At 74.4% G+C, this 26,448-nt stretch carries 22 protein-coding genes; 12 read left to right on the top strand and 10 right to left on the bottom strand.

What is annotated here, in order from left to right; genetic code table 11:
- Positions 1–356 precede the first annotated feature (356 nt).
- From B7P34_RS02835 to B7P34_RS02815, 4 genes are all read left to right on the top strand, one after another.
- Positions 357–2,375 carry an ABC transporter ATP-binding protein gene (locus tag B7P34_RS02835; RefSeq protein ID WP_106674154.1) on the top strand — a complete coding sequence of 673 codons (2,019 nt, stop codon included), beginning with the start codon at positions 357–359 and terminating at the stop codon, positions 2,373–2,375.
- 616 nt (positions 2,376–2,991) lie between these two features.
- On the top strand, positions 2,992–3,642 hold the full coding sequence (locus B7P34_RS02825; protein WP_106674152.1) for a DUF4360 domain-containing protein: 651 nt from the start codon (positions 2,992–2,994) through the stop codon (positions 3,640–3,642).
- 180 nt (positions 3,643–3,822) lie between these two features.
- A complete protein-coding gene (locus B7P34_RS02820; RefSeq protein ID WP_106674151.1) occupies positions 3,823–4,410 on the top strand; it encodes an ATP-binding protein in 588 nt (195 codons plus the stop codon).
- A 108-nt stretch (positions 4,411–4,518) separates the two neighbouring features.
- Complete coding sequence (locus B7P34_RS02815; RefSeq protein WP_106674150.1) at positions 4,519–6,639, top strand: SpoIIE family protein phosphatase; 2,121 nt, start codon at positions 4,519–4,521, stop codon at positions 6,637–6,639.
- Between the two features lie 36 nt (positions 6,640–6,675).
- On the opposite strand, the gene B7P34_RS02810 is transcribed toward B7P34_RS02815, so the two are convergent.
- The 7 genes from B7P34_RS02810 to B7P34_RS02780 all read right to left on the bottom strand — a co-directional run bounded on the left by B7P34_RS02810 (position 6,676) and on the right by B7P34_RS02780 (position 15,277).
- Positions 6,676–7,140, bottom strand: coding sequence for a hypothetical protein (locus tag B7P34_RS02810; RefSeq protein WP_146166715.1), 465 nt, complete (start codon positions 7,138–7,140; stop codon positions 6,676–6,678).
- 169 nt (positions 7,141–7,309) lie between these two features.
- Positions 7,310–8,245, bottom strand: a complete 936-nt coding sequence (locus B7P34_RS02805) for a ribokinase (protein WP_106674148.1) — start codon at positions 8,243–8,245, stop codon at positions 7,310–7,312.
- Positions 8,238–9,155, bottom strand: coding sequence for a D-ribose ABC transporter substrate-binding protein (locus B7P34_RS02800; RefSeq protein ID WP_106674147.1), 918 nt, complete (start codon positions 9,153–9,155; stop codon positions 8,238–8,240). The genes B7P34_RS02805 and B7P34_RS02800 overlap by 8 nt, the downstream gene beginning before the upstream one ends.
- Positions 9,152–10,132 carry an ABC transporter permease gene (locus B7P34_RS02795; protein WP_106674146.1) on the bottom strand — a complete coding sequence of 327 codons (981 nt, stop codon included), beginning with the start codon at positions 10,130–10,132 and terminating at the stop codon, positions 9,152–9,154. The genes B7P34_RS02800 and B7P34_RS02795 overlap by 4 nt, the downstream gene beginning before the upstream one ends.
- On the bottom strand, positions 10,122–11,690 hold the full coding sequence (locus B7P34_RS02790; protein WP_106674145.1) for a sugar ABC transporter ATP-binding protein: 1,569 nt from the start codon (positions 11,688–11,690) through the stop codon (positions 10,122–10,124). The genes B7P34_RS02795 and B7P34_RS02790 overlap by 11 nt, the downstream gene beginning before the upstream one ends.
- Before the next feature lie 27 nt (positions 11,691–11,717).
- Positions 11,718–12,719: a LacI family DNA-binding transcriptional regulator gene (locus B7P34_RS02785; RefSeq protein WP_106674144.1), complete on the bottom strand. Its 1,002-nt coding sequence runs from the start codon at positions 12,717–12,719 to the stop codon at positions 11,718–11,720.
- Positions 12,720–12,856: 137 nt separating this feature from the next.
- Complete coding sequence (locus B7P34_RS02780; RefSeq protein ID WP_106674143.1) at positions 12,857–15,277, bottom strand: phosphoketolase family protein; 2,421 nt, start codon at positions 15,275–15,277, stop codon at positions 12,857–12,859.
- Positions 15,278–15,650: 373 nt separating this feature from the next.
- Here B7P34_RS02780 and B7P34_RS02775 point away from each other — a divergent pair, with 373 nt between their 5' ends.
- Together B7P34_RS02775 and B7P34_RS02770 are read left to right on the top strand one after the other, a co-directional pair.
- Entirely contained in the window at positions 15,651–16,478 is an 828-nt protein-coding gene (locus B7P34_RS02775; protein WP_223267429.1) for a SigB/SigF/SigG family RNA polymerase sigma factor, read from the top strand.
- A gap of 47 nt (positions 16,479–16,525) precedes the next feature.
- Positions 16,526–16,726 (top strand): hypothetical protein, encoded by a 201-nt coding sequence (locus B7P34_RS02770; protein WP_106674142.1) that lies wholly within the window; start codon positions 16,526–16,528, stop codon positions 16,724–16,726.
- A 64-nt stretch (positions 16,727–16,790) separates the two neighbouring features.
- Here the strand turns inward: B7P34_RS02770 and B7P34_RS02765 are convergent, their stop codons facing one another.
- A complete protein-coding gene (locus B7P34_RS02765) occupies positions 16,791–17,033 on the bottom strand; it encodes a chaplin (RefSeq protein ID WP_106674141.1) in 243 nt (80 codons plus the stop codon).
- Between the two features lie 350 nt (positions 17,034–17,383).
- Between B7P34_RS02765 and B7P34_RS02760 the strand changes: the two genes are divergently transcribed.
- Both B7P34_RS02760 and B7P34_RS02755 read left to right on the top strand, forming a co-directional pair.
- The gene (locus tag B7P34_RS02760; protein WP_223267453.1) at positions 17,384–18,793 is read left to right on the top strand and encodes an SDR family NAD(P)-dependent oxidoreductase; all 1,410 of its coding nucleotides are present in this window, start codon (positions 17,384–17,386) and stop codon (positions 18,791–18,793) included.
- A gap of 10 nt (positions 18,794–18,803) precedes the next feature.
- Positions 18,804–19,478 (top strand): PhzF family phenazine biosynthesis protein, encoded by a 675-nt coding sequence (locus B7P34_RS02755; RefSeq protein WP_106674139.1) that lies wholly within the window; start codon positions 18,804–18,806, stop codon positions 19,476–19,478.
- Between the two features lie 323 nt (positions 19,479–19,801).
- On the opposite strand, the gene tsaD is transcribed toward B7P34_RS02755, so the two are convergent.
- Positions 19,802–20,866: a tRNA (adenosine(37)-N6)-threonylcarbamoyltransferase complex transferase subunit TsaD gene (gene tsaD / locus B7P34_RS02750; RefSeq protein ID WP_106674237.1), complete on the bottom strand. Its 1,065-nt coding sequence runs from the start codon at positions 20,864–20,866 to the stop codon at positions 19,802–19,804.
- A 131-nt stretch (positions 20,867–20,997) separates the two neighbouring features.
- Between tsaD and cbiE the strand changes: the two genes are divergently transcribed.
- The 3 genes from cbiE to B7P34_RS02735 are packed head-to-tail and all read left to right on the top strand — an operon-like array spanning position 20,998 to position 24,298.
- On the top strand, positions 20,998–22,254 hold the full coding sequence (gene cbiE, locus B7P34_RS02745; RefSeq protein WP_106674138.1) for a precorrin-6y C5,15-methyltransferase (decarboxylating) subunit CbiE: 1,257 nt from the start codon (positions 20,998–21,000) through the stop codon (positions 22,252–22,254).
- Positions 22,251–23,006, top strand: a complete 756-nt coding sequence (gene cobM, locus B7P34_RS02740) for a precorrin-4 C(11)-methyltransferase (protein ID WP_106674137.1) — start codon at positions 22,251–22,253, stop codon at positions 23,004–23,006. Before cbiE ends, cobM begins: the two co-directional genes overlap by 4 nt.
- Positions 23,007–23,053: 47 nt before the next feature.
- Positions 23,054–24,298, top strand: coding sequence for a serine hydrolase domain-containing protein (locus B7P34_RS02735; RefSeq protein WP_106674136.1), 1,245 nt, complete (start codon positions 23,054–23,056; stop codon positions 24,296–24,298).
- A 9-nt stretch (positions 24,299–24,307) separates the two neighbouring features.
- Here the strand turns inward: B7P34_RS02735 and B7P34_RS02730 are convergent, their stop codons facing one another.
- Positions 24,308–25,483 carry a cobalt-precorrin-5B (C(1))-methyltransferase gene (locus B7P34_RS02730; protein WP_106674135.1) on the bottom strand — a complete coding sequence of 392 codons (1,176 nt, stop codon included), beginning with the start codon at positions 25,481–25,483 and terminating at the stop codon, positions 24,308–24,310.
- Between the two features lie 99 nt (positions 25,484–25,582).
- On the opposite strand from B7P34_RS02730, the gene B7P34_RS02725 reads away from it, so the two are divergent.
- Positions 25,583–26,341 (top strand): cobalt-precorrin-6A reductase, encoded by a 759-nt coding sequence (locus B7P34_RS02725; protein ID WP_223267427.1) that lies wholly within the window; start codon positions 25,583–25,585, stop codon positions 26,339–26,341.
- Positions 26,342–26,448: the final 107 nt, after the last annotated feature.

The raw sequence follows: 26,448 nt of genomic DNA, 5'->3' as shown, positions 1-26,448 counted from the left end.
GGCCGGTTAGAGTCCTACCTGTCCGGAAACGGGCACCGGAAAGCCGCGGACACCCCGACGGCACCGGACGAGCAGCCGTCCGCCGGAGTCCCGTCCACCACCCTCAGTCCGACTCCCACGGCACGCCGCCGCGTACCGCAGCCCCGGCGTGTCTCTCGGCCATGCCCTTGGCACGGATCGGTTCACCGACGCGTCTCGCCGCCAAGCACCAGCGCCCTCCTGCCCGCACCCGCCGGCCAGCCCCACCGCCCCCAGGAGGCTTCCATGTCCCGCCCCGCGTCCCCCGCGGCGTCCCGCGGCGCGCCACCCACCGCGCCCCCGACCGGCCCGCGAGCCTACCGCGCACCGGAGCCACGGTGACGCCCTTCGCGCGGCGGCCGCCGCGCACGTTCCCCGTGTCGGAGAGCGAACTCCTGCTGTTCGGCGGCGCCTTGCGGCCCGACAAGGCCTTCGTCACCCACGAACGGCCGCTGCTGCGGCTCTCCTTCTGGGCGATGGCCCGGCAGCTGCCCGCCATGGTCGCCACCGTCGCCCGGGCCGCCTGGCGCGAGGACCCCCGGGCGCTGTGCACGCTGCTCGGCGCCGAGCTGGGCCAGGGCCTGACGCGCGCCTTCGGGCTGGTCGCCGCCAACCGGGCCCTGACCGCCCTCTTCACCGCCGGCCCCACCCCCGCCCGGCTGCGCGAAGCCCTGCCCTCGCTGCTCGCCGTCACGTCCGTCGCCGCCGCCACCGCCCTGCTCTCGGCCGTCTCCCTGGCGGCCGCCGGGCAGCTGGAGCCGAAGGTGGAACGGGTGTGCACCGCCCGCTTCTACCGCGGTGCGGTCCGCGTCGAGCTCGCGGTGCTGGAGGACAAGGACTTCCACCGCCTCCTCGACGCGGGCCGGTTCGGCACCGACTCGGTCCGCCTGATGATCGGCTCCTCCGTCACGGTCGTCAACGCCCTCGTGGGACTGGCCGCTTCGGCCGGGGTGCTCGCCCTGCTGCACCCCTCGCTCGTGTTCATGCTCGTCCTCGTCGCGGCCCCCAAGGGCTGGGGCGCGGTCGTCACCGCCCGCCGCCAGTACGCCTCCCGGCACGCCTGGATCGAGCACCGGCGCGCCATCTCCGTCATCACCTCCACACTCACCGGCCACGACACCGCCGCCGAGATCCGCGTGCACGGCGCCGGCCGCATGCTCGTCGGCGCCTACGACGACATGGCCGCCACCGTCGAGAAGGAGCAGCAGCGCCTCGCCCGCGCCGAGGCGGTCACGTGCAGCGCCGCGTCCGCCCTCTCGGGGGGCGGTGCGCTCGCCGTCTACGGCGTGCTGTGGCTGCTGCTCGCCTCCGGCGGGATGCCGCTGGCCGTCGCGGGCACCGCGGTCATCGCCGTACGGGCCGCCGGCGCGAGCCTCACCGCGCTGGTGACCCAGACCAACCGCCTCTACGAGGAGGCCATGTACCTCGGCGACCTGGAGCGCGCCTGCGCGGAGGCCGAGCGCCACGCCATCCCCGCGGGCGGCACGCCGCTGCCGTGCGGCGTGAAGGAGATCCGGCTGGAGAAGGTCACCTTCGTCTACCCCGGCGCCCCGGCGGCCGCGCTCAGCGACGTGAGTCTGACCGTCCCGCCCGGCAAGGTCGTCGCCCTGGTCGGGGCGAACGGCTCCGGCAAGACCACCCTGTCCAAGCTGGTCGCCGGGCTCTACCTGCCCACCTCCGGGCACCTGTACTGGAACGGCGTCGAGATTCGCGACGCCGACCGCGACCAGCTCTTCGACCACGTGTCCGTCCTCTCCCAGGACTTCCCCCGCTGGCCGATGACCGCCCGCGCCAACGTGCACATCGGCCGCCCCGGGACGCCCCCGGACCAGGCTCGCATCGAGCGCGCGGCCGCCGAGTCCGGCGCCACCGGCGTCGTCGCGTCCCTGCCGCACCAGTGGGACAGCCTCGTGGTCAAGGGCTTCGAGCGCGGCACGCAGATCTCCGGCGGCCAGTGGCAGCGCCTGGGCAGCGCCCGCGCGCGCTACCGCCGCGCGCCCCTGCTGATCGTCGACGAGCCGACCTCGGCCCTCGACCCGCGCGCGGAGGCCGAGGCGTTCCAGTCGCTGCGGACGCTGACCGACGACGGCACGACCGTCCTGCTGATCACCCACCGGCTCGCCGCGACGGCCACCGCCGACCTCATCTACGTCCTCGACCACGGGCGGGTGGTGGGCAAGGGCACGCACGAGGAGCTGATGGCCGTCGAGGGCGGCCTGTACCGGTCGATGTACGAGCTCCAGGCCGCCCAGTACGGCGCCGGCGCGCAGCAGCCCGCCGCCGGTGCCGCGCCCGGACCGGCTCCCGCTACCGCACGGCGCACGAGTTCGCCCCATGCACAGCCCGCCCAGACCTGAGGACCGCGCGGCCGTCCCGCCCACCGCACCCGTACCGCCCGCGCCGCTGCCGGCCCCGCAGGAGCCGCTGGGCCCGCTGGCGAGCACCCTGCGCGATGTGCTGGGGTGCCTCGGTGTGATCACGGCCGCGGTTCTCATCTCCCTGCTCTGTGTCCATCTCGGCCAGGCCTTTCCCGGGCTAAGGGGAACGCCCTGAGGCCCTTCCGGGTTACGCCCGGCGCCCGCCCGAATTCCGGAACGCTTCCGCGGGCGCCGGCGGGCGCCGGGAAAATCGGGGTGAATTCACGGTTCCGGGTGCGGCCCGGTGCCGCCGTTTTCCCTGTATTGAGCATGTGTCTACAGGCGCAGCGGGGTTGTGACGGTCCGTCGGCCCCGCTCACCTGGGCTTCCACCGGCTGACGGGAACCGGGGAACGGTTGTCCTACGCGGAGTCTGGCGCACTCGGGTGGCGCCTCCTACCATTCGAACGCTCCCCGTCCCCAGGGGTTCTTGGGAGGCAGGGCATGGCATGTCCATGTCCTAACCGAACCATGCTCCCACCCATTCCGGTCCGGCGTCCTCCGGGATCCCGGCCGAAATGAAGTCGCTCATTCCGAGGACAACCGATTGGAGAGCCATGCCCGGCGGCCTTATCGCAGGAGCCGCGCTCGCGGCACTGTTCGCCTCACCGATATCCACGTACGACGCGTCGATCATCGTCAATCCGCCCCCGGACAAGATCGTGATCGAGATCGCCACGGTCAACGGCTCCGGTTGCCCCGCGGGCACGGCCGCGGTGGCCGTCGCGCCCGACAACACGGCCTTCACGGTCACCTACAGCGACTACCTCGCCCAGGTGGGCGTGGGGTCCAAGCCGACCGACTTCCGCAAGAACTGCCAGCTCAACCTGATCGTGCACGTCCCCCAGGGCTTCACGTACGCCATCGCCAGCGCGGACTACCGCGGCTACGCGAAGCTGGAGCCCGGGGCGAGCGGCACGGAGAAGGCCTCGTACTACTTCCAGGGGTCCTCCGTGACCACGCCCATCAGCCACACCTTCCGCGGCAACTACGCGGACAACTGGCAGGCCACCGACCGCGTCGACGTGGCCGCGCTGGTCTGGGCCCCTTGCGGCGAGAAGCGGAACTTCAACATCAACACGGAGCTGCGGGTCAACGCGGGCACCTCCGACCCGTCCAAGACCACCAGCTTCATGACGATGGACTCCACCGACGGCGACCTCAACACCATCTACCACCTGGCCTGGAAGGAGTGCCCCAGAAACTAGCGGCGCCGCTCACCGGGGCGGCGCGAATTTGCGCCGCCCCCACCGCCCCCGACCTGCGGGGATCGCACTCCGCACGGACACCGTGACCAAGTGGGTATAGACCTCTGGCGAAAAGCAGGCGACTGTGGGGGGAACCACATCCAGCGCCAGCGAGCGCTATCCCGATTGCACGTGAGCCACATGTATGCGACCAGCCGCGACACCGCGAGCACCTTGCATTCGGCTGACGCCCTCACCAGCGCCACCGACCCGGCGATCGCCCTCTGGGCCGCCTCCCCGCGGAAGCTTCCCGCTCCCTGGGGCCCCCACATCCCGCTGTGCATGCACGGCCCGCTCTCCCGGCGGCATGCCCACCCCGGCCTGCCGCCCGGCGCCCGGCCCCCCGGCCGCGCCACCCAGGCCCTCTCCCTCCCGGCGACGGAGCGCTCCGTCGCGGCCGCCCGCCGGTTCTCCCGGGCGCTGCTGGCCGAGTGGGGCCTGCACGAGCTCGCCGACGACGCGGCCCTCCTGCTCTCGGAGCTCGTCACCAACGCCGTCGTGCACGTCCCCGGGACGCCGCAGGGCATCCAGCTCGTCCTGAGCCGGGGCGAGGGCCACCTCGTCGCCCAGGTCACCGACCCGGGCGGCTACCTGCCCCGCTGCGGCGAGGCCGGCCCCGACAGCGAGAACGGGCGCGGCATGTGGCTCGTCGAGCAGATCGCCGCCCAGTGGGGCCACCACGCCTCCGGCAACGGCAAGACCGTCTGGTTCACCCTCCGCCTCCCCTAGCGCGCCCCGCCGCGGCCCCGCGGGCCGCCGCCCGGCCGCCCGCGGCTGCGCGCCCGCCCGGTTCGGAGAGACCATGGAGTCGCTGCGGCGGGCGGAAGGAGGTCCTCGATGGGCGCGACCGACGCATTCCGGGCCCGCCCCGTCCAGCAGACCTCCGGCCGTGCGCCGTACGTCCCGGGCAGCCTGCTGGACGTGCTCGGCGTGGCCGCCGGAGTGCTGGACCGCGAGGGCCGGATCGTGCTGTGGAGCCCGCAGGCCGAGCAGCTCTTCGGCTGGAGCGCGGCCGAGGCCCTCGGCCAGTACGCCGCCCGGCTGCTGGTCGCCGAGGACGACGTCGACGCGGTGCTGCAGCTGTTCGCCGAGGTCATGGGCGAGGGCGAGACCTTCGCCGTGGTCTTCCCCGCCCGCCACAAGGACGGCGGCACCCGGCTGGTGGAGTTCCGCAACGTGCGCCTGGAAGACCGGCACGGCGAGTTCTTCGCCCTCGGCATCGCCACCGACCGGGAGGTCCTGCGCAAGGTCGAGCAGGACCTCGCCCTGTCCCTCGGCCTGGTCACCCAGTCCCCGATCGGCCTCGCGGTCCTCGACACCTCCTTCCGCTACGTCATGGTCAACCCCGCCCTCGAACGCATTTACGGCCTGCGCGCCGAGCAGTGCACCGGACGCACCGTCCGCGAGGTGCTGCCCCGCGCGGACACCGGCGCCATCGAGGCGGCCATGCGCGAGGTCCTCGCCACCGGCACCCCGCTGCTCGACCGGTTCGCCGTCGGCCACGAGGGCGGCGGCGCGAGCGAGGAGCAGGCCCAGCTCATCTCGTACTACCGCCTGGAGGACCCGGGCGGCCAGGTCCTCGGCGTCGCCACCTCCCTCGTCGACGTCACCGACCGCCACCGCACCCTTGAGGAAGCCCGCCGCCGCACCGCGCTCATCGCCGACGCCTCCGTGCTGATCGGCACCACCCTGGAGCTGGAGCAGACCGCGCGCGAGCTCGCCGAGGTCGTGGTGCCCCGGCTCGCCGACGTCGCGGCCGTCGACGTCCTCGACAGCGTCGTCGACGGCGACCGCGCCGGCACCCCGGCGGGCCGCGCCGCGGTCTTCCGGGCCCTGGCCGTCGCCGCCGCGCGCGGCACGGACGACACGACGGCCGCCGCCTGCGCCGACGCCGTGCGGGCCGCCGACCCGCCCGGCCGGATCGCCAAGTACGACCACGACCGGCTCGTCGCCCGCTGCGTGCGCACCGGCCGCCCGGTCAGGGTCTCCCGCGTGCACGCCGAGGACCTGCCGGAGATCGCCCGCGACGCCGACGCGGCCCGCCTGCTCGCCCGCGCCGGCCTGCACTCCTACATGGCCGTGCCCCTCATCGCCCGCGGCGAGGTGCTCGGCGCCCTCGACCTCAAGCGCATCGCCAACCCGCTCCCCTTCGGCGAGGACGACGCCGCCCTCGCCGCCGAGCTCGCCGCCCGCGCCGCGGTCTCCATCGACAACGCCCGCTGGTACCAGCGCGAGCGCGCCACCGCCCTCACCCTCCAGCGCACCCTGCTGCCCCAGCGGCCCCAGGACCCCGCCGGCCTGGAGATCGCCTGCCGCTACCAGCCCGCCGGCACCGCCAGCAGGGTCGGCGGCGACTGGTTCGACGTGATCCCGCAGGACGGCGAGAAGAGCGCCCTGGTCGTCGGCGACGTCATGGGCAGCGGCATCAACGCCGCGGCCGCCATGGGACAGCTGCGCACCGCCGCCCGCACCCTCTCCCAGCTCGGCCTCGACCCGGCCCGGGTGCTGCACCACCTCGACCACACCGCCAGTGGTCTCGACCAGATGATCGCGACGTGCCTCTACGCCGTGTACGACCCGCGGAGCGGAAGCTGCTGCGTGGCCAACGCCGGCCACCTCCCCCCGGTCCACCTCCGCCCCGGCCGGCCCCCGGCCCTCGTCGACCTCCCCGCCGGGGCCCCGCTGGGCGTCGGCGGCATCCCCTTCGAGAACACGGCCGTCGACCTCGCGCCCGGCGACGGCCTCGTCCTCTACACCGACGGCCTGGTGGAGACCCGCGACGAGGCCATCGACGCCCGCCTCGAAGCCCTCCTCACCGTCCTGGAGGACGCCCCCGCAGGCCTGGAGGCCACCTGCGACCTCCTCCTGACGTCCCTGCGCCCCGGCAACGACCAGGACGACGTGGCCCTCCTCATCGCCCGCGCGGTCCCGGCGCCTCCTGCCGTCCCGGGACCGTGACAGGGCCTCGCCGGGCCGTCTCACGGACGTTCCGGGCTACTTCAGGCGGACCTGGTAGAGCGTGCGCCGGCTCTCGACGGTGAGCCGCACCTCGCCCTTGGCGCCCGCGTACGCTCCCGTGCCGCCGACGACGGCTGCGTCGGCGCTGTACGGGCCGCGGCCGAAGCGGTTCTCCATGGACTCCAGGACCAGGGTGCCGTCCGTCCCGCGCAGCACGTACCGGCACTGGGCGACCACGCCCTCGTACCGGGTGAGGACGACCGTGCAGACGGCGCTGCCGTCCCCGGCGGACTCGCCGGACGGGCCCTTCAAGTCGGCGTAGACGGCCCAGGTGTCGCCCTCCCTGGGGTGCTCGGGCGGGCTGCCGGTGCGGTGCACCGCGGTCCAGGCGAGGGCCTTCTCCCCGTCGGCCGCGGCGGGTTGCGGTGACGGCAGGGCGACGGCGACGGCAGTGGCGGCCACGGCGGCGGCAGCGGCCACGGCGGCGACTTGGCGGCGCATCAGGCGCATCGGGCACCTCCGGCTCGTACGGACAGGTCGGGCACCCACGTACCCCGCTCCTGGTGCGTTCACCCCACCCGGCCTATGGCGCCCGCACAATTCCCGTCACAAATGCTTCACCCGCCGGGGCAGGCGGTTCACCCGGCGGGTGACGGACTCGTGCCCGGGATCAGGTGAACTGTCCCGGCTCCGGGGGCAGTTCCGCCAGGGTCGGGTACGACGGCTGCGCACCCGGCCGGGTCACGGACGCGGCGCCGACCCGTACGGCGAAGCGCGCCGCCTCCGCCAGCGAGGCGCCCGCCGCCAGCCGGGCCGCGAGCGCGCCCGTGAAGGCGTCCCCGGCGCCCGTGGTGTCCACGGCCTCGGCCTTGACGCCGGGCACCGCCACCGCTTCCCCGGCCCCCGCCTCCAGGGCGAGCGCCCCCTCGGCGCCGAGGGTGACGACGACCGAGCGGGCGCCCTGGTCGCGCAGGGCACGGGCCCACGCCTCCGGCGTGCCGTCGACGAGCTGCGTCAGGTGCCGGGCCTCGTGCTCGTTGACGACGAGCGGGTCGGCCGCCGTGAGGACCTCGGTGTCCAGCCGGTCCGGCGCCGGCGACGGGTTGACCACGACGCGCGCGCCCGCGTCCCGGGCCGTCTCGGCGGCCGCCCGCACGGTCGCGGGCGGGACCTCCAGCTGCAGGGAGACCACGGCCGAGGCGGCGATGACGTCCCGCGCCGCCTCGACGTCCTCCGGCAGGAGCCGGGCGTTCGCGCCCGGCGACACCACGATGCTGTTGTCCCCGTCCGGGCCGACCACGATCATCGCCGTGCCCGTCCGCGCGCCCGCCTCGACCAGCACGTGCCGCAGCTCCGTGCCGGCCTCGCGCTGCCCGGCCAGCAGCAGCTCGCCGAACGCGTCGTCACCGACCTTGGCCAGCAGCGCCGTCCGGGCGCCGAGACGGGCCGCCGCGGCGGCCTGGTTGGCGCCCTTGCCGCCCGCCGACTCGACCAGATCCGTGCCCAGCACGGTCTCGCCCGCGCCGGGCCGCCGCTCCACCCGGACCGTCAGGTCCGCGTTCGCCGACCCCACCACCAGTACGTCGTACATCTTCTCGTCACCCATCGAATCCGTCCGCGTTCTCCTTGGTCACCAGCACGACCGGCACCTTCACCCGGGCCGGCAGCCGCTCGCCCCGCGCCGCCTTCACCGCCCAGTCCACCGCCTGCCGGCCCAGCAGCCGCGGCTGCTGGGCGACGGTCGCGGTCAGCGTCCCGGTCCGGACGGCGGCGATCCCGTCCGGCGTGCCGTCGAAGGCCACGACCTTCACCCTCTTGCCCGAAGCGGAGCCCAGGGCCTTGGCCGCGCCGAGCGCCATCTCGTCGTTCGCGGCGAAGACGCCTACGAGGTCCCGGTGCGCCTGGAGCATGTTCGCCATCACGTCCATGCCCTTGGTGCGGTCGAAGTCGGCGGGCTGCCGCGCCACGACCTCGATGCCCGGGTAGGCCCTGATGCCCTCCTCGAAGCCCTTGCCGCGCTCGCGCGCCGCCGACGTCCCCGGCTGCCCCTCCAGGAACGCCACCTTCCCCCGGCCGCCGAGGGACTCGGCGAGCGTCCTGGCCGCCAGCCGCCCGCCCTCGACGTTGTCGGAGGCGATCGTCGAGCCGACCCGGCCGCCGTTCACGCCCCGGTCGATGGAGATCACCGGCACCTTCGCCCGGTTGGCCACGCCCACGGCCGGGACCGCCGCGTCGGAGTCGACGGGATTGATGACGGCGGCCTTGACGTTCTGGCTCGTGAACGTCTCCACCTGGTTGATCTGCTGGATGGGGTCGTTCTGCGCGTCCGTGATGTTGATCTTCAGGCCGCGGGCCTCCGCCTCCGCCCGGGCGCCCTCCTTGATGCCGACGAAGAAGGGGTTGTTCATCGTCGACAGGGCGAGCCCGAGGTCGGTGTTCCCGCCGCGGTCGCAGCCGGACAGGGACAGGGCCAGGGCCGCGGTGAGCGCCGCCGTCACCGCCGGGACGCGCTTCATCGCGCGCTCCGGCGCCGCAGCGTGTCCAGCAGCACGGCCAGCGCGATGACCAGGCCCGTCGCCACCTGCTGCCAGAACGCCGACACGCTCAGCAGGTTGAGGCCGTTGCGCAGCACCGCGAGGATCAGCGCGCCGATCAGCGTGCCGGACGCCTTGCCGGAGCCCCCCGACAGGCTCGCCCCGCCGATCACCACGGCCGCGATGGCGTCCAGCTCGTAGCCCACCGCGGCCTGCGGCTGCGCGGAGGTCAGCCGGGCGGCCAGCACGATGCCGGCCACGGCCGCGAACAGCCCGGACAGCGCGTAGATGACGAGCTTGCGGCGCCGGACGTCGATCCCCGACAGCCGGGCCGCCTCCTCGTTGCCGCCGATCGCGAACATCGCCCGGCCGGTGTACGTACGGGCCAGGACCAGCGCCGCGAGCGCTCCCGTGGCGGCCAGCACGAGGACCGGCACGGGCAGCCAGCCGCCGAGCGTGCCGCCGAGCCCGCCGAGGGCGGAGGGGAAGGCGATGGGGGAGCCGCCGGAGATCACGAGGGCCAGGCCGCGGCCGACCGAGAGCATCGCCAGGGTGGCGATGAACGCGGGCAGCCTCCCGTACGCGACGAGCGCGCCGGAGACCAGCCCCGCCGCGGCGCCCACGGCCAGGCCGAGCAGCACCGACAGCCAGACGGGCAGGCCCTCCTTCGTCGCGCACCACGCCACGACGGTCGCCGAGAGGGCGGCGACCGAGCCGACGGACAGGTCGATGCCCGCCGACACGATCACGAACGTGACGCCGAACGCCAGGATCGCCGTCACCGACGCCTGCACGCCCACGTTGAGGAGGTTCTGCCCGTTCAGGAAGTCCCGGGACAGCACCGCCATCACCACGACCAGGGCGATCAGCCCGCCCAGCGGGCCGTTGCGGAGCACCGCCCTCGCGAACCACTGCCCGGGGGCACTGCTCCCGGGCGCCCGCAGCACCTCAGCCGACATCGGAGCCCTCCATCGCGCTCGCCTCGTACGTGTTGCCCTCGTTCGCCGGCCGCAGGGCCAGCTCCATCACGGCGTCCTGCGTGGCCCGCTCGCCCGCCAGCTCCCCGGCGATCCGGCCCTGGGCCATGACCAGCACCCGGTCGCTCATGCCGAGCACCTCGGGCAGGTCGCTGGAGATCATCAGCACCGCGTGGCCCGCCGCCGTCAGCTCGTTGACGAGCCGGTAGATCTCGACCTTCGCGCCGACGTCGATGCCGCGCGTCGGCTCGTCGAGGATCAGCAGCCGGGCCCCGGCCAGCAGCCACTTGCCGATGACGATCTTCTGCTGGTTGCCGCCGGAGAGGGTGCGCGCGGACTGCTCCAGGCCGCTCATGCGCACCTTCAGCCGCTCCGCGACCGCGGCCGCCTCCCGCCGCTGGCCGCGCCGGTCCACGAAGCCGCCCCGGGTGTCCCGCTCCAGCCGGGCCAGGGTGAGGTTGTCGCCCAGCGAGGCGTCCAGCAGCAGGCCCTGGCCCTTGCGGTCCTCGGGGACGAGCCCGAGCCCGGCCCGCATCGCCGCCCGGACGTCGCCGCGCGCCAGTGCCCGGCCGTCGACCTCGACGGTCCCGGCGTCATAGCGGTCCACGCCGAACAGCGCCCGCGCCACCTCCGTGCGGCCCGCCCCGACCAGGCCCGCGAACCCGACGACCTCACCGGCCCGGACGTCGAAGCCGACGTCGCGGAAGGCGGGTTCGCGGGTCAGCCCGCGCACGCGCAGGAGCGGCGCGCCGGGCTCCGCGGGCCGCTCGCGCGGGTACTGCTCGGCGATGTCGCGGCCGACCATCAGCCGGATCAGCTCGTCCTCGCCGGTGGTGGCGGGCACTTCGGCGACCGAGCGGCCGTCGCGCAGGACCGTCACCCGGTCCCCGAGCGCCGCGATCTCCTCCAGGTGGTGGGTGATGAAGACGATGCCGACGCCGCTGTCGCGCAGCTCGCGGACGATGTCGAAGAGCGTGCCCACCTCCTCGGAGGTGAGCACCGCCGTCGGCTCGTCCATGATCAGGACGCGGGCGCCGAGGCTCAGGGCCTTGGCGATCTCCACCATCTGCAGGCGGGCGATGCCGAGCTCCGCGACCGGGGCGGCGGGGGAGACGTCCAGGCGCACGCGGCGCAGGAGTTCCGCGGCCCGCGCCCGCATGGCGCGCCGGTCGATCAGCCCGAGGCGGGTGCGCGGCTGGCGGCCCAGGAAGATGTTCTCGGCGACGGTCAGGCCGGGCACGAGGTTGAACTCCTGGTGGATGGTGGCGATGCCGAGCCGTTCCGCGTCCTGCGCGGACCGGACGGCGACCTCGCGGCCGGCCACCAGGACGCGGCCCGTGTCGGGCCGGTGGACGCCGGCGAGCATCTTGATGAGGGTGCTCTTGCCGGCGCCGTTCTCGCCGAGGAGCACGTGCACCTCGCCCGCGCGCAGGGTCAGGTCGACGCCGTCCAGGGCCCGGACGCCCGGGAACGCCTTGGTGACGCCCTCGACCCGCAGTAGCTCGCGGCCGTCCGGAACGTCGTCGTTGACGCCGGTCATGCGCTGCCCCTCTCCTGTCTCCTGATGTCAGTGGGTTGCCGGTTCGCCGCAGGAGCGGCGCTTCACGAGCCGGGCGGGGAGCAGCACGGACGGGGCCTCGCGCCCCTCGATCCGCTCCAGCAGCGCGTGGACGGCGGCCTCGCCCAGCGCGCGCGTCGGCTGGGCGACGGCCGTGAGCGGCGGGTCGAGGTGGGCGAACCACGCCACGTCGTCGAAGGCGACGAGGGCTACGTCGGAGGGGACGCGCAGCCCCCGCGCCCGCATCTCGTCCAGGGCGCCGAGCGCCATCAGGTTGTCGGTGGCCAGCACGGCGTCCGGCGGCTCCGGGAGGTCCAGCAGCCGCCGCATCACCTGCCGGCCGCCCTCCGGGCGCAGGTCCGGCGAGGCGCCGGCGCGCTCCGGGGGCAGGGCGATGCCGTGGGCGGCGAGGGCCGCCCGGAACACCTCCAGGCGCTCGTCCCCGACGGGCGTCCCGGCCGGCGCGACGATGACGGCCGGCCGGCGCCGTCCCAGCGCCGCCAGGTGCGCCGCGAGCTCCGTCAGCGCGGCCCGGCCCTCCGCCCGGACGCAGGGGGCGGCGACGCCCGGCACCGTGCGGTCGAGGAGCACGAGCGGCGTGCCGGCCTCGGCGGCCTCGCGGAGCATCGGCGAGCCGGTGCCCGCCGAGCTGACCAGCAGGCCGTCGATGCGCCGGTCGAGGAGGGTGCGGATGTGGTCGTCCTGCTGCCGCGTGCTCTCGCCGGCGTTGCCGATGATCAGGCTGTAGCCCAGCCGCCGGGCCTCCTGCTCGACGGCGTCGGCCAGTTCGGTGAAGAAGGGGTTGCGCAGGTCGCTGATGACGAGCCCGAGCGTGCGGGTCCGCGCGGTGCGCAGGGAGCGGGCGACGACGTTGGGTCGGTAGCCGAGCTCGGCCACGGCGGCCAGCACGCGCTCGCGGGTCTCGGCGACGGGGGAGCGGCCGTTGAGGACGCGGGAGACGGTGGCGACCGAGACGCCGGCCCGCTCGGCGACGTCCTTGATGTTCGCCATGGCGCTGCGCCTCCCGGCCCCGGTCGTGTAATCGATTTCGTGCGGCTGCTGTGCGGGTCAGGTAATCGATTACACGACCGGGGCGTCAAGGTTTCGCCGCGGTGACGCACGTCACGGACGCCGGCGGGCCGCCCCCGTCAGCCTCGCCAGCTCCACTCCGCGACCTCCGGCATGTCCACCCCGTGCTCGCGGATCCACGCGTGGTGCCGCGTCCGCGCATCGGCCATCGCCTGCCGTACGGACGCCGCGCGCACGCCCAGGCCCGGCACCCGGTCGATGACGTCCATGACGAGGCGGTAGCGGTCGAGGTCGTTGCGGACGACCATGTCGAAGGGGGTGGTCGTCGTCCCCGCCTCCTTGTAGCCGCGGACGTGCAGGTTGGCGTGGCCCGCGCGCCGGTAGGCGAGGCGGTGGACCAGCCACGGATAGCCGTGGTACGCGAAGACGACGGGCCTGTCGGGTGTGAACAGCGCGTCGTACTCCTGGTCCGGCATGCCGTGCGGGTGCTCCTCCTGCGGCAGGAGCCGCGTCATGTCGACGACGTTGACGACCCGCAGGGCCAGCCCGGGCAGTTCGTGGCGGAGCAGGTCGGCGGCGGCCAGCACCTCCTGGGTGGGGACGTCGCCGGCGCAGGCGAGGACGGCGTCCGGGGGCCGGTCGCCGGTCTCGGTGCCCGCCCACTCCCACACGCCCGCGCCGCGGGCGCAGTGCGCGCGGGCCGCCTCCAGGCCGAGCCAGTCGAAGCAGGGCTGCTTGCCGGCGACGACCACGTTGACGTAGTCGCGGCTGCGCAGCACGTGATCGGCCACGCACAGCAGCGTGTTGGCGTCCGGCGGCAGGTAGACGCGCACGACCTCGGGCGACTTGTTGAGGACGTGGTCGACGAAGCCGGGGTCCTGGTGGGAGAAGCCGTTGTGGTCCTGGCGCCAGACGTGTGAGGTCAGCAGGTAGTTGAGGGAGGGGACGGGGCGGCGCCACGGCAGGGTCCGCGCGGTCCTGAGCCACTTGATGTGCTGGTTGACCATCGAGTCGACGATGTGGACGAACGCCTCGTAGCAGGAGAACAGGCCGTGGCGGCCGGTGAGGGTGTACCCCTCCAGCCAGCCCTGGCAGAGGTGTTCGGAGAGCACCTCCATCACCCGGCCGTCGTGGGCGAGGTGTTCGTCCGTGGGCAGCTCCTCGGCCTGCCACGCCTTGCCGGTGGCGGCGTAGAGGGCGTCGAGCCGGTTGGAGGCGGTCTCGTCCGGCCCGACGACGCGGAAGTTACGGCTGCCGGCCGTGTCGGCCATGATCTGGGCCAGCAGCCCGCCGAGGACCCGGGTCGGCTCGTGCAGGGCGGCGCCCGGCTTGTCGACGGGCACCGCGTAGTGCTCCAGGGGCGGGACGGGCAGGGAGCGCGTGAACAGGCCGCCGTTGGCGTGCGGGTTGGCGCCGAGCCGCCGGCCGCCCTCCGGTACGTGCGCGAGGACTTCGGGGCGCGGCCGCCCCTCCTCGTCGAAGAGCTCTTCCGGCCGGTACGAGCGCAGCCAGGCCTCCAGCTGCCGCAGGTGCGCCGGGTTGTCGCGGACGCCGGCGAGCGGCACCTGGTGGGAGCGCCACGTGCCCTCCACGGGCACGCCGTCGACCTCGCGCGGGCCCGTCCAGCCCTTGGGAGTACGGAGCACGATCAGCGGCCAGTGCGGCCGGCCGGTCACGCCCTCCTCGCGGGCGACGCGCTGGGCGGTCGCGATGTGGTCCAGGGCCCGGTCCATGGCGCGGGCGAGGGCGCGGTGCACCTCCATGGGGTCGTCGCCGGTGACGTGGACCGGATCGTGGCCGTACCCGCGCAGGAGCTTGTCCAGCTCGGCCTCGGGCAGCCGGGCGAGCACCGTGGGGTTGGCGATCTTGTAGCCGTTGAGGTGCAGGACCGGCAGGACGGCGCCGTCGTGGACCGGGTCGAGGAACTTGTTCGCGTGCCAGGAGGCGGCCAGCGGGCCGGTCTCGGCCTCGCCGTCGCCGACCACGCAGGCCACGAGCAGATCCGGGTTGTCGAGGGCGGCCCCGTAGGCGTGGGCGAGGGAGTAGCCCAGCTCGCCGCCCTCGTGGAGGGAGCCGGGGGTCTCCGGGGCGACGTGGCTGGGCACGCCGCCGGGGAAGGAGAACTGCCGGAACAGCCGCTCCATGCCGTCGGCGTCCCGGCTCACGTCCGGGTAGACCTCGCCGTAGCTGCCGTCCAGCCACGCGTTGGCGAGCACGGCGGGGCCGCCGTGCCCCGGCCCCCAGATGCAGACGGCGTTCAGCCCGCGCGCCTTGACGACGCGGTTGAGGTGGGTGTGGACCAGGTTGAGGCCGGGCGAGGTGCCCCAGTGGCCGAGCAGGCGGGGCTTGATGTGCTCGGGCTCCAGGGGGACGGCCAGCAGCGGGTTGCTCAGCAGGTAGATCTGTCCGGCCGCCAGGTAGTTGGCGGCGCGCCAGTGGGCGTCGAGCGCGGTCAGTTCGGCGTCGGAGGGTCCGTCCGGCTGCGGGCCCGGAGGCCCGCCCGTTCCCGGTCCGGCGGTGCGGTCGGCGTGCTCGGGCATACGGCCTCCTCGGGACGCGGTGCCGGGTACCCGCCGCCGGGCGCGCCAAACGCCCGCGGCCGGGCACCGGACACGCTGCCATCCGCCGGCGGACGGCGCGTAGGGCCGGTCCGGCCACCTTTGGGCGCCGATGGGCCCTGCCCCGGGCGAAGTGTCACCCTCCGTCACGCATTGGCTGCGCCAAGTCGCGGAACCGGTCCGCCCGGGTGATCCTTGGGCATGTGGCCGGCCTCCCGGCCGCCGCCCCCGCGGCCCCGCGGAGGTGATCCGCCGACCTGTTTGCGGATGTCCCGCGAGGGCAGCCGCAACTATCCGGAAGGTGCTTCCGGCCGGCAGGCACTCCTTTTGCTCAGGAGCGAGGAGGACTGTGACCATGGACCGGACGACGACCATGGACCGGGGGGCCGCGCGGCGGCGCAACCGCGACGCCCCCGACACCGCCGCCTCCTTCGCCCGCCTGGCGGAGCTGCCGGCCGGCGCCGAGCGCGACCGGCTGCGGCAGGAGCTCATCGCCGCCTGGCTGCCCATGGCGGAGCGCATCAGCCTGCGTTTCCGCAGCAGCGGAGAGACCCCCGCGGACCTGCGGCAGGTCGCGGCGCTGGGGCTGGTCAACGCGGTGGACCGGTACGACCCGCGGCTCGGCCACGCCTTCGAGACCTTCGCCGTGCCCACGATCGCCGGCGAGCTCAGGCGGCACATCCGCGACCACGCCTGGTCGCTGCACATCCCCCGCCGGGACCAGGAGCTCCGCACCGCCGTGCGGGCCGCGCAGACGGCCCTCGGCCAGCGCGACGCCCGCACCCGGCCCCGCCCGGCCGAGCTCGCCGCCGAGTGCGGCCTGACGGAGGACGAGGTGCTCCGGGGCCTGGCCGCCGAGGGCGTGCACAACACGCTGTCGCTGGACCACCCCGTGCAGGGCGCGGGCGACCTCCCGCTCTCCGACACCCTCGGCGGGCTGGACCCGGCGCTGGACCTGGTGGTCGACCGGCAGTCCCTCAAGCCGCTGCTCGGCACGCTCTCCGAGCGGGAGAGGTACGTCCTGTACTGGCGGTTCTTCGGCAACCTCACCCAGAAACAGATCGGCGCGCGGCTGGGCGTCTCCCAGATGCAGATATCGCGCATCCTCAGCCGGACCTGCGCACGGCTGCGCGAGGAACTCCTCGCCCCCGCGACGGCCCGGCACACCCCGGCCCCGGGCTGACCCCTCGCCCCCCTCTCCCGTTCCCCCTCATAAGGCAGGCACCGACGATGACCGCAGGCCACACGCACCTGACCCCCGACCTCCCGCCGGTCGTGGAGATACCCGACCTCCCCGGCGCCCAGCGGTCCGGCCGCGCGGTGGCGGAGGACGGCGAGAGCGGGCGGGAGGACGCCGGGAACGGCCGTGGCGCCCACCACGACGAGCGTGATGGGCGCCACGAAAGCGCAGGTCAGGATTCCGGCGGCTGACTGTGACCCCTCCCGCGCCTACCGCGCAGGTGGGTCCGGTGGTCCCACCTGGGCGCGGGGTTCACTAGCCGGCGATGACGCAGGTGTTCCCGAAGGTCGGGTTCAGGAGGGCAATGATGTCGATCGTGTTGCCGCACAGGTTGATCGGGACCTGAATCGGGATCTGAATGGTGTTGCCGGAGATGACGCCGGGCGAGCCGACGGCCGCGCCGCTCGCTCCCGCACTGGCGGAGGCGACTCCGGCGGCGCCGGTGACGGCGACGCCTGCAGCAGCGGTCAGGACGGCGGCCTTGGCGATACGCGACATGGCTAGACCTTTCTCATGGGTGGTGAGCGGCAATTGTGTCCGGTGTAACGAGGGGGGTTGAGGCGTTATCGACACTGAAAGAGGTAATTAACCCGGAAGACCCAATAAGTGGTATGTGATGTTTGAGGCGCGAGTGGGGCGCGGGTGCCGGGTGCGGAGCCTGTGTCGCACGGCTCACGCCTGCACGTTTGGTGCCACCGTGGCTGCGTACGTACAGTTTCCTGGAAGCTTCATTCGAACAGACGAACCGGGAAACAACAGCGGCGATGACGGTCACCGAGGTCACTGAAGGCAGCCGCGAAGGCGTGGACGCAACGGAGGAGTACGGGTCGGGCATCGACCCCGAGCGCATGGCGATCTGCCTGAGCGTGCTCGAAGAGCTCGACGAACTGCCCGTCGACCACCCCGACGCGATCGCGATCCGCCGCGCCACGTCCGGCATCTACCGCACGGTCAAGCAGCGCCGCCGCCAGGAGCGGCGCGCCGCCAAGACCGCCCACGACCGCGCCGTCACCGAGGCCACCGCCACCGGCTCCGCCGACCGCATCGACGACGAGACGCAGGGCATCCTGCCCAGCTCCAGCACGCTCGGCGAGATAGCGGGCATCCTGGAGCGCCCCCGCTCCTGCTACACCTGCAAGTCCCGCTACGTCGAGGTCGACGCCTTCTACCACCAGCTCTGCCGCGCGTGCGCGGCCGAGAACCGGGCCCGCCGCGACGCCCGCGCGGACCTGACCGGCCGGCGCGCACTGCTCACCGGCGGCCGCGCCAAGATCGGCATGTACATCGCGCTGCGGCTGCTGCGCGACGGCGCGCACACCACGATCACCACGCGCTTCCCCAACGACGCCATCCGCCGCTTCAAGGCGATGCCGGACAGCGACGAGTGGATGCACCGCCTCAAGATCGTCGGCATAGACCTGCGCGACCCCGCGCAGGTGGTCGCCCTCGCCGACTCCGTGGCGGCCGAGGGCCCCCTCGACATCCTGATCAACAATGCCGCCCAGACCGTACGCCGCTCCCCGCGCGCGTACAGCGAGCTGGTCGCCGCCGAGTCCGCGCCGCTGCCCGCGGGCGAGCTGCCCGCCGCCGAGGTGATCGGCACCTTCGGCAGCGGTTCCGTGGACTCCGTCGCCGCGCTGCCGTCGGCCCGCGACGGCGGCCTGAGCGCGCAGGACGTCACCGATCTCGCGCTCGTCAGCGGCTCGGCCTCGCTCGCCCGTATCGAGGCGGGCACGGCCATCGACGCGGGCGGGCTCGTACCCGACCTGCACGACAGCAACAGCTGGGTGCAGACGGTCTCCGAGGTCGACCCGGTCGAACTGCTCGAAGTGCAGCTGTGCAACTCGACCGCGCCGTTCATCCTGATCAGCCGGCTCCGCCCGGCGATGGCCGCGTCCGCCGCCCGCCGCAAGTACGTCGTCAACGTCTCCGCCATGGAAGGCGTCTTCAGCCGCGGCTACAAGGGTGCGGGCCACCCGCACACCAACATGGCCAAGGCCGCGCTCAACATGCTCACGCGCACCAGCGCACAGGAGATGTTCCAGGCCGACAACATCCTCATGACCAGCGTCGACACCGGCTGGATCACCGACGAGCGCCCCCACCCGGACAAGGTCCGCCTCGCCGAGGCCGGCTTCCACGCCCCCCTCGACCTCGTCGACGGCGCGGCCCGCGTCTACGACCCGATCGTGCGCGGCGAACAGGGCGAGGACCTGTACGGCTGCTTCCTCAAGGACTACCGCCCGGCGGGCTGGTAAGGCGCCGGCCGTGGACGTCCGCGTCCTGCGGGTCTTCACCGGCCCGGACGGCTCCGGCGGCAACCTCCTCGGAGTCGTCCACGACGGCCCGGCCGTCCCCGGCCCCGCCGCGCGGCAGCGGCTGGCCGCCGGGCTGGGCTTCAGCGAGACGGTGTTCGTCGACGACGCCGCGCGCGGGGTCGTCGACATCTTCACCCCCAGCGGGCGCCTGCCCTTCGCCGGGCACCCGCTCGTGGGCGTGGCCCGGCACCTGCGGCAGCACGGGTACGCGGCCGACGTGTTGCGGCCGTCCGCGGGCGACGTGCCGTCCTGGACGGCGGACGGCGCCACGTGGATCCGCGCCCGCGCCTCCTGGGCCGCGGGCCGCCTCCTCCAGCAGCACGCCCTGCCCGCGGACGTCGACGCCCTCCCCGCCCCGCCGCCCGGCGACGGCTGGCTCTACGCCTGGTCCTGGCAGCACGAGCCGACGGGCCGCGTCCGCGCCCGGGGCTTCCCGCGCCGTGGCGACGGCATCGCGGAGGACGAGGCGACGGGGGCGGCGGCGCTCTCCCTCACCGCGGCGCTCCAGCGCGACCTCACCATCGCGCAGGGCGCGGCTTCGTGTATCCGTACGCGGTACGAGGGTGACTGCGTCACGCTCGGCGGCGGGGTCGGCTTCGCCGGGGTCCGAACGATCGGGGAGTGACCCGGGGGCGCGGCGGGTTGCCGCGGGCGCCTTGTGGGTTCGGCACCGCCGATTGCCGCCGTGGTGGTTGTTCGCCGTGGCGGCGGAAGAAGTGCGCGGGCCGGGGCCGGTCGTGGGTTCGGGGCTCGCTCCGGAGTGAACTGCGGGTTCGGCACTGCCGGAGATCACAGCCGTGGTTGCTCGCCGTAGCGGCGGAAGTGATGCGGCCGGAGCTCGACAGCTTTTCCGCCGCGGCGGCGATGAGCCCCCACGCAGGGGGCCGGCGGTGCCGGACGGGCCTGCCGCCGGGCGGCACCGCCGCGGTGCCGGACCCTCCGCCCCGGCTACGCCATGACGCGTCGCGCGACCGGATGGAGCGTCGCGTACTCCAGCGGGGCCGACGGGTCGATCGAGACGTGCAGGGGAGCCGCCGGGGCGCCCGCGCGGGCCAGGAGGTCGCCCACGGCGGCGATCATCGCGCCGTTGTCCGTGCACAGCCGCAGCGGCGGCACCCGCAGTTCGACGCCCGCGGCGGCGCACCGCTGCCGGGCCAGGGCCCGCACCCGGGAGTTGGCGGCGACGCCGCCGACGACGACCAGCGTTCCCACCCCGTGCTCGACGCAGGCGGCCACCGCCTTGCGCGTGAGGACGTCGGCCACCGCCTCCTGCAGGGACGCCGCCCCGTCCGCGACCGGCAGCGCCCGCCCGGCAGCGCGGTGCTGTTCCGCCCACCGCGCGGCGGCCGTCTTCAGCCCGGAGAACGAGAAGGCGTACGGATCGTCCCGCGGCCCCGTGAGCGGCCGCGGGAACGGCACCGCCCCCGGATCGCCCTCCCGGGCCGCCCGGTCCACGGCGGGCCCGCCCGGGTAGGGCAGCCCGAAGACCCGGGCCACCTTGTCGAAGCACTCGCCCGCCGCGTCGTCCAGCGTGTCGCCGAGGTGCACGATCGGGTCGCGCGCGAGGTCCCGTACGAGCAGCAGCGACGTGTGCCCGCCGGAGACGATGAGCACCATGCACGGGTCGGGCAGCGGCCCGTGCTCCAGCGTGTCCGCGGCCACGTGCCCCGCGAGGTGGTGCACCCCGTACAGCGGCACATCCAGGGCGTAGGCGAGCCCCTTCGCCGCGGCCAGGCCCACCTGGAGCGCGCCGGAGAGGCCGGGCCCGGTGGTCACGGCGACGGCGCCGATGTCCCGCATCGTCAGCCCGGCGTCGGCGAGGGCGGCGTGCACGACGGGCGCGGCCGCGTGCACGTGCGCGCGGGCCGCGATCTCGGGGACGACGCCGCCGAAGCGCGCGTGCTCGTCCATGCTGGAGGCCACCGCGTGGCCCAGCAGCTTCCCGTCCCGCACCAGACCGGCGCCGGTCTCGTCGCAGGACGACTCGATCCCCAGCACCACCGGCGAACGCACCACGCCGCACCTCCTGCTTTCTTCTCGCAATTGCACAGCATATGCAATAAGGGCCCGCATGCCGCGCCGCCGCCCGCGGTCAGTAGAGTTCCCGTGCCCCAGCCCGCAGCGAACGCCGAGGTGACAGCCCCGTGAGCCCCGCCCCCGTCACCGTCGTCGGCATCGGTGCCGACGGCTGGTCCGGCCTCGCCCCCGCCTCCCAGGAGGCGCTGCGCGCCGCCGAGGTGATCATCGGCGGCCCCCGCCAGCTGGACCTGCTGCCCGCCGCCTGCCCCGCCGAACGCGTCCCCTGGCCCTCCCCCCTCCGCCCGGCCGTCCCGGGCCTGCTCGCGGCGCACGCCGGCCGCCGCGTCTGCGTGCTCGCCAGCGGCGACCCCATGTTCTTCGGCATCGGCCGCACCCTCGCCGAAACCGTCGGCCCCGACCGGCTGCACGTGCTCCCGCACCCGTCCTCCGTCTCGTACGCCTGCGCCCGCCTGGGCATACCGCTGGAGCAGGCGGAGGTGGTGAGCCTCGTCGGCCGCCCCCCGGCGACGCTCACCGCGGCCCTCCACGACCGCCGGAGCCTGCTGGTCCTCAGCTCGGGCGCCGGCACCCCCGCCGAGGTCGCCGCGCACCTCCGCGACCACGGCTACGGCCCGAGCCGCATGACCGTCCTGGAACAGCTCGGCTCCCCGGCCGAACGGCGCCTCGACGGCACGGCCGAGGACTGGCACCACGCACCCGGCGACGCCCTCAACGTCATCGCCGTCACCTGCCGGCGCGCCCCCGGCGCGCCCCGCCTCCCCCTCACGCCCGGCCTGCCCGACGACGCCTACGAGCACGACGGCCAGCTGACGAAGCGACACGTACGAGCAGTCACCCTCGCGACGCTCGCCCCCGCCCCCGGCGAACTCCTCTGGGACATCGGCGGCGGCTCCGGCTCGATCGCCATCGAGTGGATGCGAACCCACCGCACCTGCCGCGCCGTCACCATCGAGCGCGACCCCGCAAGAGCGGCCCGCATCACCCGCAACGCCGAGAAACTGGGCGTCCCCGGCCTCCGCGTCGTCACCGGCGCGGCCCCCGCGGCACTGGCGGAACTGGAAGTCCCCGACGCCGTCTTCATCGGCGGCGGCCTCACCTCACCCGGCCTGCTGGGCGCGTGCTGGGAGGCGCTGCCCCCGGGCGGCCGCCTGGTGGCCAACACGGTCACCCTCGAATCCGAGACGCTGCTCACCTACTGGTACGGCCGCGCCGGCGGCGAGCTGACCCGCCTGTCGGTCGCCCAGGCGGTCCCCGTGGGCGGCTTCACGGGCTGGAGGCAGGCCATGCCGGTGACTCAGTGGTCCGTGGTGAAACCCGCCCCGGCACCGACTTCCCCACCGACAGGAGACCCCGCCCCGTGACCGTGTACTTCATCGGCGCCGGCCCCGGCGCCGCCGACCTCATCACCGTGCGCGGCGCCCGCACCCTCGGCCGCTGCGGCGTCTGCCTCTACGCGGGCAGCCTCGTCCCGCGCGAACTCCTCGCCGAGTGCCCCCCGGACGCCCGTCTGGTGGACACCGCCGGCCTGACCCTCGACCAGATCACCGAGGAGCTGACCCGGGCTCATGAGGCGGGTCACGACGTGGCGCGCCTGCACTCCGGCGACCCCTCCGTCTTCAGCGCCGTGGCCGAGCAGATGCGCCGCCTGGACGCGGCCGGCATCCCGTACGAGATCGTGCCGGGCGTCCCCGCCTTCGCCGCGGCGGCCGCCGCCCTCGGCCGTGAGCTGACCGTGCCGACGGTCGGTCAGACGGTGATCCTCACGCGGATCGCCCGCCAGGCCACCCCCATGCCCCCCGGCGAGGACCTCGCGACCCTGGGCCGCAGCGGCGCCCTGCTCGTCCTGCACCTCGCCGCCCGCTACACCGGCGAGGTCGTCGCGGAGCTCCTCCCGCACTACGGCGCCGACTGCCCGGCCGCCGTCGTCGCGATGGCCAGCCGCCCGGACGAACTGGTCCTGCGCGGGACGCTCGCCGACATCGCGGAGAAGGTCGCGGCGGCGGGGGTGGTCCGCACGGCGGTCATCATCGTGGGCCGGACGCTGGCGGCGGAGCAGTTCCCGGACAGCTACCTGTACTCGGTGGACCGCCACCGTGACCCCTGCGCTAAGTGAGGTTAGCCTATGCTTACCTGCACATGATCATCCCAGGGGGGACCCGCATGCCGAAGACCCGTATGCCCGAGCGCGCGTCAAAGACCGTACGAGCGGCCCTCGTGGCCCTCACGGCCACCACGCTCGCGGCCACCGCGATCGGCCCGGCCGCCGCCGCGGCGGACGCCCCGGCCGGCGCCGAGAGCCACGCCGCCACCCAGGAGGCCCTGAACGGCCTCGCCGCCGCCGGCATGCCCGGCGTCGCCGCGGGGACGCTGACGCCCAAGGGCACCTGGTCCGGCTCCGCCGGCTACGCGGACACCGCCACGAAGCGCAAGCGCACGGCCGCCGACCACTTCCGCGCGGGCAGCATCACCAAGTCCTTCGTCGCGACGGTCCTGCTGCAGCTGGAAGCGGAGGGGAAGCTGAGCATCGACGACTCCGTCGAGAAGTGGCTCCCCGGCGTGGTCAAGGGCAACGGCTACGACGCCGACAAGATCACGATCCGTCACCTCCTCAACCACACCAGCGGCGTGCACGACATGGTGTCCACGCCCGAGTGGAACGAGCAGATGAACGGCCAGGGGTTCTTCGAGCACCGGTACGACATCAAGACGCCCGAGCAGATCGTCGCCATGGGCATCAAGTACGGCCCGGACTTCGAGCCCGGCAAGGGCTGGCGGTACTCCAACACCAACTTCGTGCTCGGCGGCATGATCATCGAGAAGGCGACGGGGAAGCCGTACGCCCGCGAGGCCGAGCGGCGCATCGTCAAGCCGCTGGGCCTGAAGGAGACCACCTTCCCCGGCACGGATCCGAAGCTGCCGGCGCCGCACCCGGTCGGCTACTCCAAGCTCTACGTGCCCGACCCGGGCCCGGAGATCTACGACGCCACCGAGTACCGGCCGTCCTGGTCCGGCGCCACGGGCGAGGTCGTGAGCACGAGCGGCGACCTCAACCGCTTCTACAGCAGCCTCCTGCAGGGCAAGCTGCTGCCGAAGAAGCAGCTGGACGAGATGCTCACCACCGTCGAGACGGGCGAGCACTACACCTACGGCCTCGGCATCATCTCCCGCAAGCTGACCTGCGGCGTGCAGGTGTACGGGCACGACGGCGTCGTCTGGGGCTCCCTCAGCGGGTCCGCGGGCACGCGCGACGGCAAGCACATGCTCACCTTCAACATCAACGGTGACTGGCTCAACGACAGCCCGCCGTTCGAGAACATGTTTGAGGGCGAGTTCTGCGGGGCGATCCCGAAGCCGGTGAAGGACAAGCCGGCGGCGGCCGCCGCGGCGGTCAACACCCTCCGCTAGCCGAAGCCGCTAGCTCCCGCGCGGCCCCACCGGCCCCGCCCGTCCCACGATCGCGCCCGCGCGGTCGATGCAGATCACATCGACCGCGACGGGCGCGCCGCGCAGCACGGCGAGCGCCTCGTCGCGGGCGGTGGCGGCGACCAGGTCGCCGAGCGGGACGCCGGCCGCCTCGCACAGCCGCAGGGCCTCCAGGCCGGTGTTGGCGGAGGCGACGGCGGCCGCCAGCTCCTCGCCCGAGCCGCCGCGCCGGGCCAGTTCCGCGAGGAACCCCTTGTCGACCTGGGACCGTCCCGAGTGCAGGTCGAGGTGGCCGGCGGCCAGCTTCGACAGCTTGGCGAAGCCGCCCGCGACGGTGAGCCGGTCCACCGGGTGCCGACGGAGGTACTTGAGCACGGCGCCCGCGAAGTCGCCCATGTCCAGCAGGGCGTCCTCCGGCAGGCCGTGCACGGCGACCGCGACCTTCTCCGACGTGGACCCCGTACAGCCCGCGACGTGGCGGCGGCCCGCCGCGCGGGCCACGTCCACGCCGCGCCGGATGCTGTCGATCCAGGCGGAGCACGAGTACGGCACGACGATGCCCGTGGTGCCGAGGATGGAGATGCCGCCCAGGATCCCGAGCCGGGGGTTCCAGGTCGAGCGGGCGATCTCCGCGCCGTGGTCGACCGAGACCTCGATCTCGACGTCGCCCGAGCCGCCGTGCCGGGCCGCGACCTCGGCGACGTGGTCGCGCATGAGCTGCCGGGGCACGGGGTTGATGGCGGGCTCGCCCACGTCCAGGGGCAGCCCGGGGCGCGTGACGGTGCCCACGCCCGGGCCGGCCCGGAACACGACCCCGGAACCGGGCGGGAGGATCCGCACCGTCGCGCGGATCAGCGCGCCGTGGGTGACGTCCGGATCGTCACCGGCGTCCTTGACGATGCCGGCCATGGCGGAGGGACCGGCGTCCCCGGAGATCAGCCGCTCCGCGGCGATCGCGAACGCGGGCGTCTGCCCCTTGGGCAGGGTGATCGTCACGGGGTCGGGGAACTCGCCCGTGAGGAGCGCGGTGTACGCGGCGGTGGTGGCGGCGGTCGCGCACGCGCCGGTCGTCCAGCCGTGGCGCAGACCGGTGTGCTGCAGCTGGGCGGCCCGCCCGCCGGCGGCCTTGCCGGCCGTGGCGCCGGCCGCTTCGGTGACATCGGTCACGGGGTGCTCCCCAAGATTTTCCCGCCGCGGCGGCGAGCGACCACAATGCGGGGGACCGGCGGTGCGGAACCGTCCGCGAAGCGAACGGAAAGGCACGACGTGGGAGCCGAGCGCCACATCCTGATCCTGGGCGGCACGACGGAGGCGCGCCGGCTGGCCGGCGAACTCGATGCGCTTCCCGGGCTGCGCGTGACCACGTCCCTCGCGGGCCGCGTGGCGCAGCCGCGCCTGCCCGCCGGAGAGGTCCGCATCGGGGGGTTCGGCGGCCCCGAGGGCCTCGCCCGGTGGCTGCGCGAGCAGCAGGTGGACGCGCTCATCGACGCCACCCATCCTTTCGCCGGCACGATCAGTTTCAACGCGGCGGAGGCCGCCGCAGAGGTCCATGTTCCCTTGCTGGCCGTCCGCCGTCCCGGGTGGGTCGCGGGACCGGGGGACGACTGGCACGACGTGGGCTCGCTGGACGAGGCGGCGGAGGCGCTGCCGGCCCTGGGGGAACGGGTGTTCCTGACCACGGGCCGCATGGGCCTGGCGGCCTTCGCCCACCTCGGCCGGCTGTGGTTCCTGGTCCGCTCCGTGGACGCCCCCGAGCCGCCGGCCCCGCCCCGTATGGAAGTCGTCCTGGACCGAGGTCCCTTCACGGTCGAGGCCGAGCGCGAACTGATCCGGCGGCACCGGATCGACGTCCTGGTCACGAAGGACAGCGGTGCGGCGGCAACGGCGGCCAAACTGACGGCGGCCCGCGAGGCGGGCATACCGGTCGTGGTGGTCCGACGGCCGCCGACACCGGAGGGCGTCCCGACGGCCGCGGACCCGGCGGAGGCCCGGGAGTGGCTGGACCGGCAGTTCCGGAACGCTTGAGCCGGGTCCGGCACCGTCGGCGACGCAGGCGGCGGCTGCTCGCCGCCGCGCGGCGGACACCGTGCCGGCACCGCGGACGCGGCTCGCCGCCGCCGCGCAGCCCGCTC

The organism is Streptosporangium nondiastaticum, assembly GCF_003011965.1.
Lineage (GTDB): Bacteria > Actinomycetota > Actinomycetes > Streptomycetales > Streptomycetaceae > Streptomyces > Streptomyces nondiastaticus.
This window is presented reverse-complemented; position numbering and strand designations above follow the sequence as displayed.

Excerpts from the sequence above, each read along its gene's own strand:
- B7P34_RS02765 (WP_106674141.1), bottom strand. The coding sequence starts at position 17,033 with ATGTCGCGTATCGCCAAGGCCGCCGTCCTGACCGCTGCTGCAGGCGTC.
- B7P34_RS02815 (WP_106674150.1), top strand. The coding sequence starts at position 4,519 with ATGGGCGCGACCGACGCATTCCGGGCCCGCCCCGTCCAGCAGACCTCC.
- B7P34_RS02785 (WP_106674144.1), bottom strand. The coding sequence starts at position 12,719 with ATGGCGAACATCAAGGACGTCGCCGAGCGGGCCGGCGTCTCGGTCGCC.
- B7P34_RS02805 (WP_106674148.1), bottom strand. The coding sequence starts at position 8,245 with ATGGGTGACGAGAAGATGTACGACGTACTGGTGGTGGGGTCGGCGAAC.
- B7P34_RS02825 (WP_106674152.1), top strand. The coding sequence starts at position 2,992 with ATGCCCGGCGGCCTTATCGCAGGAGCCGCGCTCGCGGCACTGTTCGCC.
- B7P34_RS02760 (WP_223267453.1), top strand. The coding sequence starts at position 17,384 with ATGGCGATCTGCCTGAGCGTGCTCGAAGAGCTCGACGAACTGCCCGTC.
- B7P34_RS02820 (WP_106674151.1), top strand. The coding sequence starts at position 3,823 with ATGTATGCGACCAGCCGCGACACCGCGAGCACCTTGCATTCGGCTGAC.
- B7P34_RS02735 (WP_106674136.1), top strand. The coding sequence starts at position 23,054 with ATGCCGAAGACCCGTATGCCCGAGCGCGCGTCAAAGACCGTACGAGCG.
- B7P34_RS02800 (WP_106674147.1), bottom strand. The coding sequence starts at position 9,155 with ATGAAGCGCGTCCCGGCGGTGACGGCGGCGCTCACCGCGGCCCTGGCC.
- B7P34_RS02780 (WP_106674143.1), bottom strand. The coding sequence starts at position 15,277 with ATGCCCGAGCACGCCGACCGCACCGCCGGACCGGGAACGGGCGGGCCT.
- B7P34_RS02770 (WP_106674142.1), top strand. The coding sequence starts at position 16,526 with ATGACCGCAGGCCACACGCACCTGACCCCCGACCTCCCGCCGGTCGTG.
- B7P34_RS02810 (WP_146166715.1), bottom strand. The coding sequence starts at position 7,140 with ATGCGCCGCCAAGTCGCCGCCGTGGCCGCTGCCGCCGCCGTGGCCGCC.
- B7P34_RS02790 (WP_106674145.1), bottom strand. The coding sequence starts at position 11,690 with ATGACCGGCGTCAACGACGACGTTCCGGACGGCCGCGAGCTACTGCGG.
- B7P34_RS02775 (WP_223267429.1), top strand. The coding sequence starts at position 15,651 with ATGGACCGGACGACGACCATGGACCGGGGGGCCGCGCGGCGGCGCAAC.
- B7P34_RS02795 (WP_106674146.1), bottom strand. The coding sequence starts at position 10,132 with ATGTCGGCTGAGGTGCTGCGGGCGCCCGGGAGCAGTGCCCCCGGGCAG.